Genomic DNA, 17,761 nt, shown 5'->3' with positions numbered 1-17,761 from the left:
GTGGGCTTCAGGCCCGCAGCTGATGCTCCTCTGTATGTTCACGTACCTCCGGCTTTTTCTCCAGTTTATAAACAAGGACACCACCGATTAAAAGAGCAATACCAAGCAGCTTCTGCCAGGATAAATCGGAAGCAGCAAACCCGAACCATCCTCCTGTATTAATGATGAATGCAAGAACGATCTGGGAAATCAAAGCAATTGAAATAGCATAAGCCGGGCCGATCAACGTAACTCCCTGCATTAAAAAGAAAACGATTCCAACACCAAAGACCCCGCCGAATAGATAAATCGGATTTACATTTCCAAAAGTGAACAGACTTTCCCTTTCAACGGCGTAAAACACCGGCAGTGAACAGACAAGGCCAAGACCGAGCACTAGCGTTGTTGTGGCCCATGGCCCTGTTTTCTCACTGACCCGGGCATTAAAGACATTTTGCAGACTGATCAATATGCCTGCCGCGACGGCAAGAATGATGCCTGACATCGAATTCCTCCTTATTCATAAATATTACCTTTTGCCAGCAGCCGGAGCTCCTGTAAATTTTTTATCATAATCGATCCTCTCGACCTTTCGATAACTTCATCAGCTTCCATCTTTCTCAGGACCCGGTTCAAATGGCGGTAGCTCGTTCCAATCCACTCGGCCAGTTCGGATAAGTTGGACGTACGCATTTCCTGATGAAAAGCGGTCCCTTCACCTACAGAAGAGATGGACAGCAAGTACCCGGCCAGCCGGACTTCAACTGGATAAAGCATATGCATACTCGTAAAATGAGCCTCTGTATAAAATTTATGTGCCACCATTTCCAAAAGGAAACGGAGAATAGCCGGGTGCTCCTTTTCCAAATCCTTCAGTGCTGCATAAGGAAAACCGATCATTTCACCCGAACTGACCGCTTCAACAGAATTAAGTACGGCACTTTGCTTTACATATTCAACATCGCCGATGACTGCGAGCGGTTTTTTAAACCGGTTGATCAGTGACTGGCCTTCTGGTGTGAGGGTGTAAATTTTAATTTTCCCTTCGACTAAGAAATAAAGCCGGTCCAGCTTTTCCCCCGGCACAAATAAATCTTCACCTTCTGTAAAGGAAAACAATTGAAGCTTATCCTTATAGGCTCCGGGAAAATACTGGTCAAGATCATACATGGACAGGTAGTCCATCATTTTCTTTGTGTTTGCTTCTTTCATGGTGATGTCTCCTCTAAATCAAAGTTGAAAAAGGATCACGCCAAGCACCATCATCGTCAGTCCTGCCGCCTGCCTCAGGGTAATCGGTATTTTCTTCTCACCAAACCATCCGCGTGATTCAATGATAAAGGCGGTACCAATCTGCGCGACGAGTAAAACAGCAATAGCAGCAGCCGGACCGATCTGATGGATAGCGGTTAATTCGGAAAAGACGACAATGACACCGAAAGTCCCTCCGGTCAAATATACGAAGGGAACACGCGCAAAGCTCTTCCCTTTTCCATCTCTTACTTTCATATAAATGGAGAATGAAATGGCAAAGGCCACCAAATGAACCATTGATGTTGTATGCCAGCCGCCAATGGAATCACTCATTCTCGCTTTGAAAATACCCTGCAGGGTGATACAAAGACCTCCAAGCAGGGAAAATAATGCACCTTTCATACGTCAACCTCCTGTTCTTCCTATATTAAAAAGGAAGACAGAGCACCCGGAAAGGACATATGTCCTTTTTCGTCATAGATGCAAAAAAATACAGAAACAGACACGTTAGTTGACCGCGTCCTGTTTCTGCTTTTCTTTTTGTTTCTCTTTACTTTTTTTCACCCGCTCCTCCAGTGTCCGCTTCAGCTGGGCCTTATACTTCTCCTCGACAAGGATGTATAAAAAGTCCCCAGCGTGAATCTCTGTCTCTCCGTAAGGGGTAATCACTTCGTTATCGCGTATAATGGCACTGATATTGGCACGGTTGGGAAAGCTTACCTCATGCAGTTTTTTTCCGACAACCGCTGATTCAGCATTGGTCTGATACTGAATCATCTCGGCTTTGGCTTTCCCCATCGATATAAGTTCGATGCTGTGGTGGGGCACATCCTTTTTCGGACCTACCAATGTCATCTTCTTGGCTACATAGGAAATCGTCGATCCCTGCACAAGGGCTGATGTCAGAACCACAAAGAAAACGAGGTTGAACAAGCTCTGGCTGTTTTCCAAGCCTTCTACAATCGGGAACGTAGCGAGAACGATAGGGACAGCTCCCCGCAAACCAGCCCACGATATAAACAACTTTTCCTTATTCGAGTAGTTCATGCCAAGTAATGACAAAAACACGGCGGCGGGGCGGGCAATTAAAATAAGCACCGCTGAGAGCAGAAGACCATTGATCATGATCGGGGCGGTGAACAATTCACTCGGAAAAACAAAAAGGCCGAGAATCACAAACATTAAAATCTGCGCCATCCATGCAAAGCCTTCGTTAAACTGAAAGATGGAATACCGGTATGTCAATTCGCTATTACCAATCACAAGCGCCGCTACGTATACTCCAAGAAAGCCACTGCCTCCGCTGAATGCTGTTATGCTGTAAGTAGCCAGGGCAAAGGCTACCGAGAAAATCGGATAAAGAGCACTGGAATCCAGTTTAATCTTATTAATCGAAACCGAAGCGAGTTTCCCTAACACAAAACCAAATACAAGACCGAGACCCATCTGGAAGAAAAAGCGGGGAATCAGCATCCACAGGGATGTATCCGGTGAAGTAATCAATTCAATGAAAGATAAAGTCAAGAAGACGGCCATCGGGTCGTTCGTCCCTGACTCGGCCTCAAGCGTCGCTCCCATTTTCGCCTTGATATTCCTTTCTTTCAAGGCAGCGAAAACGGCTGCAGCATCAGTGGATCCTACAATGGCACCAAACAAGAGGCTCTCCAACAGACTGAGTTCAAACAGAAAATAGACGGAAAACCCGGCAATCATCGAGGTAAGGAGCACACCAAGGGTGGCGAGTGACAGAGACGGAAGTGCAACAGACTTCACTGTAGCCCACTTCGTATGGAGCCCGCCTTCAAATAGAATAATGACAAGGGCAAACACACCTATCAACTGTGCCGTTGATGCATCGTTGAAATAAACGATGCCGAGGCCCTCACTTCCGAATAACATGCCGATCAAAATGAATAAAATAAGCGCCGGGATCCCCCAGCGGCTTGAGAATTTAGCTACGAATACACCGCTGAAAAGTAATAAAGCGGTTAATAATAAAAATGAGTCTGTTCCAAAAGCTTCGAAAAACATGGAAGGTCTATGCTCCTTCGTTGGTAATGGGGATTTTGAGGAAAAAGACGTGAGTCATCTATAATTATCCTACAGGACCCGGCCAAAATCAAAAAGACTGCCTGTGAAGCCATTTGTGAATCCAAACCGCCGCCTGAGCTCCATCGGCTGCCGCTGTACTGACCAGCTGAGAATGCATCAAAATATCCCCAGCAGCCCAGACGCCTTCAATATTTGTCATTTTCGTTCGGGGCTCCACGAGAACGTGTCCTTTATCATCCTGAATGACACCGAGAGAGTAAGCCAATTCGGTTCGGGGGCGGCTTCCACCAAAAGCAAGAAAGGTTTTTTCCACAGCCCAGGACTCTCCAGTGGAACTTCTCAAGGACTGGACCTGTCCAAGATGATGGGCAAGGTCCGTAACCACCGCTTCATAGACAGGGATTTCCTTATCCTCAAGCCCCCTTCTTTTCTCAGCAGTCAATGGAAGGGCACCATGGTTGACATAAATAATATCTCTCGTCCAGTAATAGATGGTTTCCACCATGTCCGCCCCTGGGTCTCCGCACCCCCAGACAGCTGTCCGTTTGCCTTTCACTTCATACCCGTCGCAATCCGGACAAATATAGACAGAAACCCCCAGACACTCCTGTAAACCAGGGACATACGGGTATGCATCCTGGACACCTGTAGCGAACAAAAGACTTTTACCTTTGTACACGCGGTCTTTCCGGGTCTGGACAATAAAATCTGTGAAAGACTTATGAACACGGCTGACCTCTTCTTCCACACGCGTAACTCCAAGAGCCTCTACTTGTTTCAGACCACGCCTTCTCAATGTATCCCCGCTGACACCGTCCGGAAAACCAAGCAGGTTACTGTATTTCCGGCACGCCGAGGACCTCCCTGAACCAGCATCTACGATAAGGACGCTCCGCATATACCTTCCAAGCTGGACGGCTGCCTGCAGCCCGGCCGGACCTCCTCCTATAATAATGCAGTCATAATTCATCGTATCCACGCCCGTTCAACCTTTTCGCTTACCTTTCCCACGTGCGGATTATTTACTCTTTTTTTCTCCGCACCCTGTCATCCAGCGTCCATCCCCTTTATAATGAGTAAGAGCAATTTTACTACAAGGAAAAAAGGTGTTTACGACTATGAGTTTACTAACAGTAAAAAACCTGAGCCACGGCTTTGGTGACCGTGCGATTTTCGAGGATGTGTCCTTCCGTCTTTTAAAAGGGGAGCACATCGGGTTGATCGGTGCCAATGGCGAAGGTAAATCAACGTTTATGAATATCATTACTGGAAAACTTGAACCGGATGCCGGTTCCATCACCTGGTCCAAGCGGATCCGGATTGGTTATCTTGACCAACACGCAGACCTTGCCAAGGGCATGACCATCCGTGACGTGCTGAGAACAGCTTTTCAGTATTTATTTGATATGGAGCAGGAAATGAACAACCTCTTCGCAAAAATGGGAGAAGTCTCTCCTGAAGAACTGGAAACCCTCCTGGAGGAAACCGGAAGCATTCAGGATATGCTGACCAACAATGATTTTTACACCATTGATGCAAAGGTGGATGAAGTCGCCAATGGGATCGGGCTGGATGATATCGGCCTTGAGCGGGATGTCCACGACTTGAGCGGTGGTCAGAGGACGAAAGTGCTGCTTGCCAAGCTGCTGCTGGAAAAACCGGATATCCTGCTTCTGGATGAGCCGACCAACTATTTGGACGTCGAACATATTGAATGGCTGCGCACTTACCTGCAGCAGTATGAGAATGCCTTTATTCTCATCTCTCACGACATTCCTTTCCTGAACAGTGTGGTCAATTTGATCTATCACATGGAAAACCAGGAGCTGAACCGTTATCCGGGAGATTATGAGGAATTTCAAAGAGTATATGAAATGAAGAAACAGCAGCTGGAGGCCGCTTATAAAAAGCAGCAGAAGGAAATCGCCAGCCTCAAGGATTTCGTAGCCCGCAATAAAGCCAATGCCGCTACAAGTAAAATGGCGATGAGCCGCCAGAAAAAGCTGGATAAGATGGATGTCATCGAACTGGATAAAGAAAAACCGAAACCGAGCTTCCAATTCAAGCAGGCCCGTACACCGGGAAAGTATCTATTTGAGACGAAAGACCTCGTCATCGGCTACGACGAGCCTCTGTCCCGTCCTTTGAATTTATCTATGGAACGCGGCCAGAAAATAGCCCTCTCCGGGGCAAACGGAATCGGTAAGACGACCCTGCTGAAAAGTATCCTCGGGGAAATCCAACCTGTCTCCGGATCCGTGGAACTTGGAGAACACCTGCACATCGGATACTTCGAACAGGAGCTGACCGATGTGGGAAGCCGCACCTGTATTGAAGAAGTGTGGGAAGAATTCCGGCACTTCACCCAGTATGAAGTACGCGCCGCCCTCGCTAAGTGCGGGCTGACTAGAAAACACATTGAGAGCAAAGTCCAGGTGCTCAGTGGTGGAGAAAAAGCAAAAGTCCGCCTCTGTAAGCTGATCAATAAAGAAACCAATCTTCTCGTTCTTGACGAGCCGACCAATCACCTGGATGTGGATGCCAAAGCTGAACTGAAAAGAGCCCTTAAGGAATATAAGGGCAGCGTTCTGCTCATTTCACACGAACCGGAATTTTACCAGGATATCGTGACGGATGTATGGAATTGCGAAGACTGGACGACGAAAGTCTTTTAATGGAAAAAGGCTGCATCCTTGTCAGCAGCTTTCGACCACACGGCAAAAAGGGGAGGTTTTCTGTTGGACAGAAAACCTCCCCTTTTTATTTCAACATGACAGAGGCAGCAGGGACAGGAGTTTTTTTATTCAGGAAGGAGCTCAGACTACTCTACTGCTGCAGAAAAAAGCCTTAAAAGCTGAGTCCGATTTTTGAATTCCGGACTTTTCTAAAGACTGTCATAAGAGCGCAACCGCTTCCATTCCTCTTCCAAAATTTTATGATTGACACCCCCTCTTACACCCTAATAAAATGTGGTGAGAAATTTAGAGAGTGCTGTGCATTTTCATTTGGAAAAGGAAGGGAGGAACATGTATGCTTTACCGCTCAATCGTCTATCTGACCGGTATGCTTATTAACTTCTTCGGTGTTGCGCTGCTTATCAATGCCACACTGGGAGCTGGATTCTGGACGTCATTTTTCATCGGGGTTTCTGACCACCTCGGATTTACGGTCGGTTTCTGGTACGGGGTTTTTCAGCTGATAATTATCTTCATCAATGCAAAGCTCATGAAATCAATGCCTGAAATCCGGGCGGTCATCCCTGTATTCCTGGAAAGTCTCATCCTGGACTTCTGGCTTGAAATCGTCTTTGCAAGTGTAAACTTAACGGCTGCCCCGTTCTTCGTAAAAGTTGTGACTCTGCTTGCCGGTGTCATCATTATCGGTATTGGTGTAGCCATCTACATTCTGCCGGAATTCCCGAGAGCGCCTGTCGATCAGCTTTTCCTTGCTGTCAGTGAACGTTTCCAATTAAGCCTGCAGGCAGGTCAGACGATTGTAGCGGTCATCATGACCTCTCTGGCCTTCCTTATTGGAGGACCTGTGGGACTTGGAACACTGGCCCCTATGCTGTTTCTCGGTCCCGTGATCCAACTGGCTTATACAAAAGTTTATCCGCTGTATCACCGACTGCCGGCAGCAGCAGATCAAGCCTATCAGGAAGCTCCATATTAAAGCATAATCGAATTATTTTACCAACCGCCTGCAGAGAAACCTCATGTTTCCCTGCAGGCTTTTTCATTCATCCTCCTCCCATTCATAACAAAAACCCGGGCTTCTTAACGCCCGGGTTTCTCTCTTTACCATTCACATAAAAAGGGCTGATTCTTTTCATCCAGACACGCCTGAATCCTTTCCAGGAAATTCGTCCATGTGACAAGCTTTTCAGCCTCTTCCAAATTGAAAAATCCAACATCCAGAGCCTCTGCGGTCGTTTTCAATTCTCCTCCAATCACTTTTCCAATGAAAAGGGCATTACAGATAGACCGATCAACGTTTTGAAAAATGCCGCAGAACCGGATCACTTCAATCTTCAATCCACATTCCTCTTCAGCCTCCCTGACAGCAGCTGCCGTTAAGGATTCTCCTTCCTCCACCTGCCCACCGGGAATCTCCCAGCCCCGCTTCGGCCCCTGAATCAGTACAAATCTTCCTTCTTCATTCAATATGACCGTCGCTGCCGATATGATGTGCTTTGGTGCCATTCCTCCCGCGACCTCCCCTTATTCTGTAAACTGTGCGTATGTTCACCTGCTCTTCCTTATGTAGATGACCAGGTGATGGGCAGCACCCGATGTTCTTCAACATAGGATACAAGATCACTGATTACTTCCCCAGCTGAAGTGTCTCTGCTGAGCCTTGGGCTCTGCCCCGACCAGAGGGACATGTATTCCGGGTTTCCTTTGGCTGCGGAGGCCTGTCTGATCGCTTTTGTCATTTGGTTTTGCAAAGGGTATGGGAGCAGGTCCTCATGTCTGCTCAACGATTTTGTAAAAGTGTTACGGATGCCCCGGGCCGGCTTTCCGCTGAAGGCGCTGGTTAATGTCATTTCATCTTCTCTGGCCTTTTGGATCATCTCCTTATGCAACTCATGGGCTCCGCTCTCCCGGCTTGTTACGAAGGCGGTTCCCATCTGGACCCCTTCAGCGCCAAGGGAGAGAGCAGCCGAAAAACCACGGCCATCCATGATTCCGCCCGCTCCAACAACCGGAACCTTCACCGCATCTACGACCTGGGGAATGAGTGAAAAGAGACCGATCATGCTCTTCTCAAAACTCTGCAGGAAAGAGCCTCTGTGCCCGCCTGCTTCACTTCCCTGAGCAACGACGATATCCATGCCTTTCATTTCATTCAAAACAGCTTCTTCAACAGTTGTAGCTGTTCCTATTGTAATGACACCTGAATGTTTCAATGCTTTCATGACCCTTCCTGAAGGGAGACCGAATGTAAAGCTTACGACTGGTATCTTCTCTTCCAATACGACATTGATCTGCTGTTCAAACAATTCCACATCAAGAAAGGGGTCCTGACGTTCGTGTACAGCCAATTTATCATAGTAGGGTTCCAGCGCCTTATGGGCGGCTGTCACCTCTTCTCCACTTACTTCGGGATATTCTGGCACAAACAGGTTCACAGCAAATGCCCTGCTGGTTTTTTCTTTGATATTTTTAATGGCCGACCTCATTTCCTCAGGGTGCATATAACCACCGCCGAGTGTACCGAGACCTCCATGGTTCGACACTTCTGCTATAAGGGACGGAGACGAAACTCCTCCTGCCATTCCCGCCTGTATGATGGGATACTTGATAGAAAGCATATGGACAAGTCGGTGTTGCTTCTCCATTTACCGAACCTCCTCTTTTCAGATGCATCCAATATCAACATTGACAGATCATCAGCAGATTGCCATCCGGATCTTTGAAATTAAAATAGTGGTGGTGCTGGATTTCTGTCACAACATTGATGTTCTGAGACATCATGTAATCATAAGCAGCTTCTATATCTGTCGTATTCAAATGAAAAACCGGAATATCAAATGTTCTGCCGGGTTCATATATCCGGCTGTCCAAAACCGCTCCAGTCCCCTTCATCGGCAGGATGTACAAGTGGTCATGGACGATTTCACCGTCATTGGGTACACCTAATAGGCAGCAGTACCAGTCACGGGATTTTTCTATATCCCGGACAGGGATAAAAACGGTCCCGATTTCATTTTTGACCGGAGTGGTCATATTACTTCCTCCTCTGTTTCGGTCTGCCTTTCAACGATAAAGAGCATCCGTCACAAGGATGCTGTACAAGTAGGAATCCCGCCAGCCTTGATCGAGTTTCAAATGCCCTCTCATCCGTCCTTCCTTCTCCATTCCGTTCTTTTCCAAAACACGGATGGCTGCGGCGTTGCGTGGATCACAGACAGCCTCAATTCTATGCAGGGTCAAGTTTTGGAATCCGTAGGAAATCATCTGCTCCGCCGCCTGTGTAGCGATGCCGCGTCCCCAGTACCCCGGGTGGATCACATAAGAGATCCGGCCGATTTCATTTTCCTTATCCAGAATATTCATTTCAGCAGCTCCGATCAAATGACCTTCTTCAATATCCGCCAGCCCCCAAACATACCTGGTCGGGTCCTCCACGCTCGTATCGGAAAGGACCTGCTCTATGTAAAGTTTCGTTTCTCTCTCTGAATTCGGTCCCCATGCCTGAAAACGACAGACGTCAGAAATGGACGCATAGCTGTGGACCGCTTCCCAGTCCTCTGATGTAATCTCCCGCATAAAGAAATTCGTTGCTGTTTTCATTCGTCTGCTCCTCTCAATATCCATACTCTTCCTTTACCCTTTACTTCTCCCTGGGAACAGAAAAATCCTTTTCCCAACAAAAAAAAGCACAATTCGGGAATGAATTGTGCTTACAACCATCACTTCTGCACGGGGATCCAAATCTCAGAAAAGTAATCGTTCCTATAAGGATCTCCTTCAGGATAGACTTCGAGTTCAGGACCGGGGGCCTGTGTGTAGCTGCTTGAAGGAAACCATTCGGAATAAATTTGTTCCCACTTCTCCTGCATCGCCTGAGGCATTGGACCCTTCACTTCAAATACAGCCCAGACAGCTTTTGGAATGGAGATGGAGGTCATAGAGGCAGGAACTTCGTTCACACTGGCTGCAGCAATCGAGTAATCAATGACACCTTCTTTTTCATCCGACCGATCTTCACAGATCCCCAAAATCCCTCTGACCGGTCCGTTATTCACTGCTGCGATTTCCTCAACCGTGCCATCCGTATTTAATTCCACCCACATCTCAGGGATTTTCTTTAGGTTTTCCCCGTGCAGACAGGATATTTCCCTTTTCACTCCAACAGCCTTAAACCCTTCCTTTTCCTCAATATGAAACTTCATCGGCTCAGCTCCTTTGATAGTTACTTGAATGACGAGGGGATTAAAAACAGTCACCTTCCTTTCAGGAAGCCTTATCTCTCTCGGCGGGCATCCATGCTGTTTTCGGAAGGCCCGTGCAAAAGATTCCGGGGATTCATAGCCATATCGATACGCAGCATCTATGACTCTGGTGTTCCCCTGCTTCAACTCCAGGGCTGCAAGTGTCAACCTTCTTCTTCTGATGTATTCCATTACCGTTGTACCTGTTAAAAGATGAAAAGTTCTTTGGAATTGAAACGGAGAAAGACAGGCCTCCCTGGCCGCTTCCTTCATCGAAAAATCCTCTTTCAAATGGCTTTCTAAATATTGAAGTGCTTTCTGCATTGTTTCAATGCCTTTCACATCTCTCCTCTCCTTTCCTTCTCTTTTACCTTAGCACGAGTAAACATTAAAAACCTGCCCTCCCATGCTCTTGGATGACAGGGTTGACGGTTGTAATGAAAAACCGTTGTCCGTTATCGTTCTGTATTTGGAATATCTTCATATGTTTCTACATCTATCTCGTACACATCACCGGATGCGACGCTTTCTGAAATTCCATAAATGCCCATTTACACAGCGTTAACGTATGGCACCGTTTCTTCTCAGCCTCTTCCTTTCCTATAGTTCGCTTTTCATAGAAGAACCTATCTTTTCACCCTACTGTACGCATAAAAATAAATTCCCTCTGTTGTCCTACATCTTTAAATGATTCCCAGTCCATGCACCCATCTATTGGAGGAAGGATTTGAAATGGAACGAAAACAAGAGATGCATTTCTGCATCTCTTGAAAAAAGAACCGCTATTGTTTTCCTTTTTCCACAGCCTCGTGGATATGCTTTAAATATTTGTTCTGCTCGTCCATCTTAGTAGTGATTTTCCGTGTGTTCTTTTCTATCGTATTCGTGATGGACCAGAGCGATATAATAATGACTACAACAACTATAAGACTGATGACATATCCCTCCTCCGTCTATTACATATCATTTATTGGTAATTAATAACCGCAGGGTTTGGATCCAGCCTCAGCACATCTTCGGCACTCATCACCGGTTCGTCCTTTTTGTAAAAGATTTTAAATCCTCCGTACTGGACAGCTTCATTACGGACGAATTTGCGGTAAAGAGACATTTTAGTCGCTGAATCCCCCCACCCATCATAGTTGAGGACAACTTCAACGTTATCTGTCGGTGTGATGGCTTCCTTGTTTGTCAGCGCTTCATCCATGAATTGGTGGACGAGAATCATTTTATCCGGCAGGTCGTTTTCCTCCACCATCGTTGATAAATAATCCACTGCCTGCTGTACTTCTGCTCCATCTACCTGACCTAGATTCACTCCCGGCGTTTCGCCTTCAGCCACGTGAAATTCCGTATCGATGGCAAGATGGACATGCGGGAGTTTCAACCATTTTTCCAACAGCTTGACCTGATTCATCACAGAATCGGTCCCCAGCTGAACATCAAGCATCAACAAAGCATCATTCTCCTCAGCGAGTTCCGCGTAACGGTCGATATCTTCAGGCGAGGTGCGGTGATAATATTTACCTTCCGGACCAGGCGTGCGCTGCGCGACCGTACTGATCAACTCAATCATCGGAACAGCCGGTCGTTCAGGATCAGCGTTGGAATAGGCTTGTGTCTGTTCCTTTAGATTTTCCATGAGTGCGTCGGGTTCCATTTCCCCAAGGATCCCCATATTTTCAGAATCCGGGTGCCCATAATAAGCAACGATTCTATGATCCTTCAAAGGGCCTGAACTTTCATCTTCAGCCCCTTTCACAAGTGTTTCTCCCACCGGCACCATCCGGGTCCGGTCACCCCCATGCGCCTCTGCAGACGGCATGTTGTTTAATTCTTCTTCGGTTAATCCTTCTTTTAAAGGAGCTGCTGAATCATCCGGCTCTACGGCTTTAAATGGTTGTTCCGTGTGCTGAGTATCTGATGAAGCCGATTCTGTCCCTTCGTTTTCCTTCGTTTCTTCTTCCGTTTCTGTTTTATTGTCCTGTTGATCCGAAGACGATTCTTCTGAGCATGCGGCTGCGAATACTCCCAGAACCAACACAAATAGTATCACTGTAATCTTTCTCATGCAGTCACTTCCTATGTAGTAGATTCAGTTTCCTACCTGATAGAAAACTTCCTATATCTTAACATAAGCCGTTGAATTATTTGATAGGTAGAATCGATTAGATTATTCACAGCAGATGACGATGTTCCCGCTTGTATTATTGCTGTAACCTTGACCGTTTTTTCGTTGATCTCTCTTTTTCCTTCTACACTTATGGAGAAAACCGCCCATAAAAAAACCGCCGGGAGACGGCGGTTTCACTGAACTTTTTCTAATTTATGAACTTCACGTGAGGAGGTCAGATCTTTGGTCGCTTCACGATAGGCCTGATAATGGTCAGAATCGATATGCATCTGCAGCGCCTCCTGGTCCTTCCACGTTTCATAAAAAGCGAATACAGAAGCATCATCAAGAGAACGGTGAAGGACGTAATCGACACAACCCGCTTCGTTACGGGAAGGCTCGATCACTTTTTTCAATTCATTGAACAGTTCCTCCTCCCGTCCTTCTTTCGCTGTTAGAAATGCATGAATCGTTATCATAGTTATTCTCCTTTTTTTACAGCCGGGTCAGGCTGGTGACTTACTGCCTTTTCATTTTACAAAAACTCATGTCAGTAGAGAAATCATCCGCTCATGAAGTGGACAAAGATCCGACGCTTATTGTTCCCCAAAGCTTTCTTTCCATACCAGCATTCATCATATGGTGATTAAGAAAACTCATCCAAGAGGTGGTTCGCCGTTTAAGCAGACGCATGCTGATTTTTACTGGTGAGTGTAAAGAAGAGTACCGCTCCTATAAAGGATGTGCTGAATAAAATCAGTCCCATAGGTACAGCAGACGTTTCATCCAAACCGACCAGCGGTGAAACCACGGCTCCAAACAACAGCGGAAGCATACCGAGAACTGCACTGGCGCTTCCCGCGCGGTGGCCCTGATGTTCCATGGCAAGAGTGAATGTACTCGTCAGCACCATTCCCATCGCTGTCATATAAATGAAAATAGGAGTAACGATGGAATACAAAGGCCCTTCTATCCAAGTCATTACCAGTAGAAACCCTGTGGCGGTTACAGCTGTCAGAACAGCCGTACGCAGCAGGCTGCGCTCATGGATGATTCCTCCGAGACGACCGATCAAAAAGCTCCCTGTGATGATGGCAAGTCCATTCATTCCGAACAAGATACTGAAGACTTGGGGAGATACGTTATAAATGCCTTGATAAACGAACGGTGTTCCGGATACATAAGCGAAGCTTCCCCCGTGGACAAAGCCGATGGTCAACGCATACCCAATGAAGGAACGATCTTTAAGCAGGCGTCCAATCGTCAAAATAGATTCTTTGACAGAGCTTGGAATCCTTTTCTCCTTTGGAAGAGTTTCCGGCATTTTCCCAATGACCGTCAAAACGATAGCCGCTCCGACAATACTTAAGAAAAAGAAAATCGTTTCCCATGTTGAAAATGGCAGCAGCAGAATCGCCCCTCCTGTCATCGGAGCAATCATTGGAGCGGTCGCATTAATAACCATCAATAATGCAAAAAACTTCGTCAATTCGCGTCCTGTAAACACATCACGCACAACCGCACGTGAGAGAACGATTCCTGCCGAAGCAGTAAAACCCTGCAGAAACCTTGCTATAACAAGAATGGTAATGTTCGGTGCCAGTGCACTCAAAAGTGAAGCAACAGAGAATAAAGCCAGAAAAATGGTTAATGGCTTTTTTCTGCCCTGCGCATCACTGATTGGACCTACGACGATCTGTCCAACAGCCAGACCTATAAGACAGGCGGTCAGGCTGAGCTGCACCAATGAAGCACTTGTATTTAGATCAGACGCGATAGCCGGAAAACTCGGCAGATACATATCAATATTCAGCGGACCCAGAATCCCGAGCATTCCAAGCAGAAACGCTAATCCGATTCTTTCTTTCCCTGTTGGGTTTTGTAACATTGTTCAAACACCTTCCTCTTTCTCTCTATCTGTAAATAATCCCTGCTATATATATCTCAATCACCTGTTTGTTAAACTTCGATTTTATCCCTGTTCCTTTGAAAAGTCTATGCTTTTCTGTATGATTCACTGCTCTTGATTGAAAACAGCTTTACGAAAGCGGTTCCTTCATTAGATAAATAACTCTGTTAAAGTCTGTGGTTGATATTTTAAACGATTACTAAATCGTTTCCGTCTGGAATTAGGTTCCGGTCCGTTGTTTACTCAGAGCATGGGATGGCAGGGAAAACCGTCCGCTTTCCGCGGGAAACGAAGTTTGAGGAGGCTCACGGTACCCCGCGGAAAGGGAGTCATTCCCAAGGCCGCCTCCTACAATCCCATGACAGAAAGGGGTGATAGGAGCTCACATGTTAAATAACAACACCAAGCAATAAGAGAGCCAAATAAATAAAAGACCTGACTGTGTCAGGTCCATAATCCTTCCTTCTTTTACATCCATTCTGCCTGTGACTGCCTTTGTTCCGGCTGAGGTTCATAGGTTTGTCCAAAAAGCCTGGCGGGATTTCTGGAAAAGATCTGCTCCAGCTGCCCGCTGGTTACGGCTCCCTCCTCCAGTAGACCAGGAAGAATATGCTGGAATAAATAGTCCGGCTTCCAGTTTTTCAGGAGATCCTTCAGGGGATCAGGCATAACCGGGTCCCGGCCCCACCAGACGTTGACCGTATCATGGGAAAGAAACAGCTGGTCTTCATACCCTGATCCAAGAAGAGCCTTTAAAACAATTGTCCGCTGCTCATCCGAAGGGGCGCCGACTATTCCCTGAAGGCCCCAACGATCCATCGCAAGATTGACTCCGTGCTTCAGCACCTGCAGATGTTCCGTAATATCTGTCGTTCCACACATGTGGCCGATCACAACCTTTTTAGGATCAGCTCCTTCTTCCTTTAGGAAAGCTGCCTGTTCCGGTCCCATGGTTCCCTCCTGCGTATGGGTTAAAAGAACGATGCCTGTTTCTTTCTGCACTCGTACCGCTGCCCGGAAAAACATGCGCTCATACTCCGTAATTTCCCCTTTGCTCGAAGCCAGCTTGATGATGCCCGGTTTAATACCGGTTCCTTCTATCCCTCCGGTTATTTCTGCTTTGAATAATTGATAGATTTCCTCTTCAGCTGTTCCAAGCTGCTGACGGAACTTAAAGTAAGGGGTGGCCCCTTCCCCTTCATAGTAATAACCGGTGGCACAAATAATGTTCAGGCCGCTCGCTTCAGAAACGGCTCTGAGCAGTTCTACATGACGTCCGCATTCATTCGGAGTAGGATCGACGACCGTTTCAACCCCCTGCGTCTGCATCAATTCGGCCACTTTAAGGCCCTGTTGTTTTTTCTCTTCAAAATCAAACCCTCCAAGGGTCAGGTCCCCTTGGAAACCAGGATACCCAAAGAAAAAGTGTTCATGAATCAATGTTTTGCCAAGCTTGTCCGCCTTGATCGGTCCTGTTACCGTTTCAACGTACTGCATGGACTCCTCCTCCTTTATTATACCTACCAGTCAGTATGTTAAGGCCAAAAAATAACCTTATCTCAAGGATAAGGTTATTTATCAGAATATTCAATGCACTTATAAAAATATAGCGGTTAGTCGATGTAGGAGCGCAAAGCTTTTTCAAAAACATTCCAGAACTTTTCCTTGTCCAAATGAACAGCAAAATGGACATTCGGTTCTTTTTTCGTTACACCAAGGAGATCGACACTTGTCATACCCGTAGTATATTCTCCTCTTGTCTCCACGTCCACATGCACATGCCTGCATTCGAAGATGTCTGGTTCTATAAGGTACATAGCTGTACACGCGTCATGAATGGGTCCGGCTTCAAAGTTAAAGACATCTTTATACGTTTTCGAAAAGAATTCCAGAAGCTCAAAAACAAATTGGGCAGCGGGGTGATCGACAGCTGCAACCCTGTCCATAATATCCCGGTCGGCGAGTGCTTGATGTGTCACATCAAGACCAAACATCGTAATCGGAATGCCGCTTTTGAATACGTGCTCAGCCGCTTCTGCATCCACCCATATATTAAATTCGGCCGCTGGCGTCCAGTTCCCGAACGTTCCCCCGCCCATCAAGACGATTTCCTCAATATTGTTCTTAATCCCGGGCTCCTTGATGAGAGCTGAGGCAATATTTGTCAAAGGACCTGTCGGGACGAGCGTGATTTTCTGTTCTGATTGAAGAGCTTTTTCAATAATCAAGTCCACCGCATGCTGTTCAACCGGCTCTTTTGTCGGAACGGTTGGAAGTTCGGGACCGTCAAGCCCCGATTTCCCATGAAAATCTCCTGCTGTCACCGGACCGCCTGTTAAAGGTTTTGCCGCTCCCTCAGCCACTGGAACGTCCAGTCCTATCATTCCACAAACATGTAAAGCATTGGATGTACATTTCTCCACTTCTACATTTCCGCCCACGGTCGTTATCGCTTCGATTTGAAGCGGACTTATTTGAGAAGCTGCTAAAATAATCGATATGGCATCATCATGGCCGGGGTCACAGTCGAGAATCACTTTCCTTCCCATGGTACACACCTCCCCTTCCCACATCAGGAATAATTTGGATCTTTTTCGTCTGTAATAAGCATGTGTCCGGGCGCATGGGTTATCATAATCGAAGGCTGTGCCTGAAGGGCGGCATTCTGCGGAGTTACGCCGCATGCCCAGAATACCGGTGTCATTTCATCCCTGTCGAAGGTAACAGCTTCACCATAATCCGGTTGTTGAATGTCGTCGATTCCGATCTGCTCCGGAGAACCGATATGGACAGGCTCACCGTGGGAAGATTCAAATTGCTGGGAGATTTCCAAAGCCTGATCGACTAAATGATTCGGAACGGCACGCATACTTACAACCATGTCACCTTTGAAGATGCCTGCTTCTTTAAGGGGAATATTCGTATCAAACATTGGGACGACTTTGTTCTGGTCTTGATGGAGCAGAGGAATCCCCCCGTCAAGAAGGGCCTGTTCAAAGGTAAAGGAACATCCAATGAGAAAAGTAACAAAGTCATCCTGCCAGACTTCGTTCAAATCCAGGACTTCCTCTGAAAAGAAGCCGTTTCTATAAATCCGATAGCGCGGGAGATCGGTGCGGATATCCGCATCTGCGGAAGCCGGATTCGTCACCCCCGCTTCCATAACTTCCACAACCGGACATGGTTTTGGGTTTCTCATACAGAATAAAAGAAAATCGAAAGCGTAGGCTTTCGGGAGCGTTACCAGATTGGTTTGTATATACTGTTCACACAAGCCGGAAGTTGTTCCAGTCAACTCCTGACTTCGAAATTTCATTCGTGTTTCCAATGGATTCATACCAACACCCTCTCTTGTCTATGGTTCTATTATAGCGAAAACAACCCTGATTTTTAAATCATTCCAAGTATTCTGCAATTTAATGAAGCAGAACTCTTTGTACATCCAGTCTACCCGGGAGGGCAGGTTTTATCTTTTCCGGCAGAAAAGTTTACGATAACAATCGTACCATACCAAATA

General features: G+C 46.6%; 18 protein-coding genes. 2 read left to right on the top strand and 16 right to left on the bottom strand.

The window, feature by feature from the left end; translation table 11 throughout:
* Positions 1-7 precede the first annotated feature (7 nt).
* The 5 genes from ACXADP_RS09245 to ACXADP_RS09225 form a co-directional block, all read right to left on the bottom strand.
* Positions 8-484 (bottom strand): DMT family transporter, encoded by a 477-nt coding sequence (locus ACXADP_RS09245; RefSeq protein ID WP_474968842.1) that lies wholly within the window; start codon positions 482-484, stop codon positions 8-10.
* Between the two features lie 11 nt (positions 485-495).
* The gene (locus ACXADP_RS09240; protein WP_474971308.1) at positions 496-1,191 is read right to left on the bottom strand and encodes a Crp/Fnr family transcriptional regulator; all 696 of its coding nucleotides are present in this window, start codon (positions 1,189-1,191) and stop codon (positions 496-498) included.
* Between the two features lie 18 nt (positions 1,192-1,209).
* The gene (locus ACXADP_RS09235) at positions 1,210-1,635 is read right to left on the bottom strand and encodes a DMT family transporter (protein WP_474971307.1); all 426 of its coding nucleotides are present in this window, start codon (positions 1,633-1,635) and stop codon (positions 1,210-1,212) included.
* 105 nt (positions 1,636-1,740) lie between these two features.
* Positions 1,741-3,264, bottom strand: coding sequence for a potassium/proton antiporter (locus ACXADP_RS09230; protein WP_027954595.1), 1,524 nt, complete (start codon positions 3,262-3,264; stop codon positions 1,741-1,743).
* An 88-nt stretch (positions 3,265-3,352) separates the two neighbouring features.
* Entirely contained in the window at positions 3,353-4,255 is a 903-nt protein-coding gene (locus tag ACXADP_RS09225) for an NAD(P)/FAD-dependent oxidoreductase (protein WP_474972300.1), read from the bottom strand.
* Between the two features lie 148 nt (positions 4,256-4,403).
* Between ACXADP_RS09225 and abc-f the strand changes: the two genes are divergently transcribed.
* On the top strand, positions 4,404-5,960 hold the full coding sequence (abc-f, locus tag ACXADP_RS09220) for a ribosomal protection-like ABC-F family protein (protein ID WP_474971306.1): 1,557 nt from the start codon (positions 4,404-4,406) through the stop codon (positions 5,958-5,960).
* A gap of 355 nt (positions 5,961-6,315) precedes the next feature.
* On the top strand, positions 6,316-6,957 hold the full coding sequence (locus tag ACXADP_RS09215; protein ID WP_474968845.1) for a YczE/YyaS/YitT family protein: 642 nt from the start codon (positions 6,316-6,318) through the stop codon (positions 6,955-6,957).
* A gap of 125 nt (positions 6,958-7,082) precedes the next feature.
* On the opposite strand, the gene ACXADP_RS09210 is transcribed toward ACXADP_RS09215, so the two are convergent.
* The 11 genes from ACXADP_RS09210 to ACXADP_RS09160 form a co-directional block, all read right to left on the bottom strand.
* Positions 7,083-7,487 (bottom strand): NUDIX hydrolase, encoded by a 405-nt coding sequence (locus ACXADP_RS09210; RefSeq protein ID WP_474968846.1) that lies wholly within the window; start codon positions 7,485-7,487, stop codon positions 7,083-7,085.
* 56 nt (positions 7,488-7,543) lie between these two features.
* A complete protein-coding gene (locus ACXADP_RS09205; protein ID WP_474971305.1) occupies positions 7,544-8,626 on the bottom strand; it encodes an NAD(P)H-dependent flavin oxidoreductase in 1,083 nt (360 codons plus the stop codon).
* 34 nt (positions 8,627-8,660) lie between these two features.
* Positions 8,661-9,014, bottom strand: a complete 354-nt coding sequence (locus ACXADP_RS09200; RefSeq protein ID WP_474971304.1) for a VOC family protein — start codon at positions 9,012-9,014, stop codon at positions 8,661-8,663.
* A gap of 30 nt (positions 9,015-9,044) precedes the next feature.
* Positions 9,045-9,581, bottom strand: a complete 537-nt coding sequence (locus ACXADP_RS09195) for a GNAT family N-acetyltransferase (RefSeq protein ID WP_027954602.1) — start codon at positions 9,579-9,581, stop codon at positions 9,045-9,047.
* Positions 9,582-9,700: 119 nt separating this feature from the next.
* The gene (locus tag ACXADP_RS09190; protein WP_474971303.1) at positions 9,701-10,564 is read right to left on the bottom strand and encodes an AraC family transcriptional regulator; all 864 of its coding nucleotides are present in this window, start codon (positions 10,562-10,564) and stop codon (positions 9,701-9,703) included.
* 625 nt (positions 10,565-11,189) lie between these two features.
* Positions 11,190-12,293, bottom strand: a complete 1,104-nt coding sequence (locus ACXADP_RS09185) for a hypothetical protein (RefSeq protein ID WP_474971302.1) — start codon at positions 12,291-12,293, stop codon at positions 11,190-11,192.
* Between the two features lie 236 nt (positions 12,294-12,529).
* Complete coding sequence (locus tag ACXADP_RS09180) at positions 12,530-12,814, bottom strand: putative quinol monooxygenase (RefSeq protein ID WP_474968850.1); 285 nt, start codon at positions 12,812-12,814, stop codon at positions 12,530-12,532.
* A 200-nt stretch (positions 12,815-13,014) separates the two neighbouring features.
* Positions 13,015-14,223, bottom strand: coding sequence for a Bcr/CflA family efflux MFS transporter (locus tag ACXADP_RS09175; RefSeq protein WP_474968851.1), 1,209 nt, complete (start codon positions 14,221-14,223; stop codon positions 13,015-13,017).
* Between the two features lie 489 nt (positions 14,224-14,712).
* A complete protein-coding gene (locus tag ACXADP_RS09170; RefSeq protein ID WP_474971301.1) occupies positions 14,713-15,741 on the bottom strand; it encodes a phosphotriesterase family protein in 1,029 nt (342 codons plus the stop codon).
* Positions 15,742-15,857: 116 nt separating this feature from the next.
* Positions 15,858-16,793 carry a nucleoside hydrolase gene (locus ACXADP_RS09165; protein ID WP_474971300.1) on the bottom strand — a complete coding sequence of 312 codons (936 nt, stop codon included), beginning with the start codon at positions 16,791-16,793 and terminating at the stop codon, positions 15,858-15,860.
* A gap of 23 nt (positions 16,794-16,816) precedes the next feature.
* Positions 16,817-17,581: a putative hydro-lyase gene (locus tag ACXADP_RS09160; protein WP_474971299.1), complete on the bottom strand. Its 765-nt coding sequence runs from the start codon at positions 17,579-17,581 to the stop codon at positions 16,817-16,819.
* Positions 17,582-17,761: the final 180 nt, after the last annotated feature.

Source organism: Halobacillus sp. AWH4_228 (genome assembly GCF_056158365.1).
This window is presented reverse-complemented; position numbering and strand designations above follow the sequence as displayed.

Excerpts from the sequence above, each read along its gene's own strand:
- ACXADP_RS09245 (WP_474968842.1), bottom strand. The coding sequence starts at position 484 with ATGTCAGGCATCATTCTTGCCGTCGCGGCAGGCATATTGATCAGTCTG.
- ACXADP_RS09240 (WP_474971308.1), bottom strand. The coding sequence starts at position 1,191 with ATGAAAGAAGCAAACACAAAGAAAATGATGGACTACCTGTCCATGTAT.
- ACXADP_RS09235 (WP_474971307.1), bottom strand. The coding sequence starts at position 1,635 with ATGAAAGGTGCATTATTTTCCCTGCTTGGAGGTCTTTGTATCACCCTG.
- ACXADP_RS09230 (WP_027954595.1), bottom strand. The coding sequence starts at position 3,264 with ATGTTTTTCGAAGCTTTTGGAACAGACTCATTTTTATTATTAACCGCT.
- ACXADP_RS09225 (WP_474972300.1), bottom strand. The coding sequence starts at position 4,255 with ATGAATTATGACTGCATTATTATAGGAGGAGGTCCGGCCGGGCTGCAG.
- abc-f (WP_474971306.1), top strand. The coding sequence starts at position 4,404 with ATGAGTTTACTAACAGTAAAAAACCTGAGCCACGGCTTTGGTGACCGT.
- ACXADP_RS09215 (WP_474968845.1), top strand. The coding sequence starts at position 6,316 with ATGCTTTACCGCTCAATCGTCTATCTGACCGGTATGCTTATTAACTTC.
- ACXADP_RS09210 (WP_474968846.1), bottom strand. The coding sequence starts at position 7,487 with ATGGCACCAAAGCACATCATATCGGCAGCGACGGTCATATTGAATGAA.
- ACXADP_RS09205 (WP_474971305.1), bottom strand. The coding sequence starts at position 8,626 with ATGGAGAAGCAACACCGACTTGTCCATATGCTTTCTATCAAGTATCCC.
- ACXADP_RS09200 (WP_474971304.1), bottom strand. The coding sequence starts at position 9,014 with ATGACCACTCCGGTCAAAAATGAAATCGGGACCGTTTTTATCCCTGTC.
- ACXADP_RS09195 (WP_027954602.1), bottom strand. The coding sequence starts at position 9,581 with ATGAAAACAGCAACGAATTTCTTTATGCGGGAGATTACATCAGAGGAC.
- ACXADP_RS09185 (WP_474971302.1), bottom strand. The coding sequence starts at position 12,293 with ATGAGAAAGATTACAGTGATACTATTTGTGTTGGTTCTGGGAGTATTC.
- ACXADP_RS09180 (WP_474968850.1), bottom strand. The coding sequence starts at position 12,814 with ATGATAACGATTCATGCATTTCTAACAGCGAAAGAAGGACGGGAGGAG.
- ACXADP_RS09175 (WP_474968851.1), bottom strand. The coding sequence starts at position 14,223 with ATGTTACAAAACCCAACAGGGAAAGAAAGAATCGGATTAGCGTTTCTG.
- ACXADP_RS09170 (WP_474971301.1), bottom strand. The coding sequence starts at position 15,741 with ATGCAGTACGTTGAAACGGTAACAGGACCGATCAAGGCGGACAAGCTT.
- ACXADP_RS09165 (WP_474971300.1), bottom strand. The coding sequence starts at position 16,793 with ATGGGAAGGAAAGTGATTCTCGACTGTGACCCCGGCCATGATGATGCC.
- ACXADP_RS09160 (WP_474971299.1), bottom strand. The coding sequence starts at position 17,581 with ATGAATCCATTGGAAACACGAATGAAATTTCGAAGTCAGGAGTTGACT.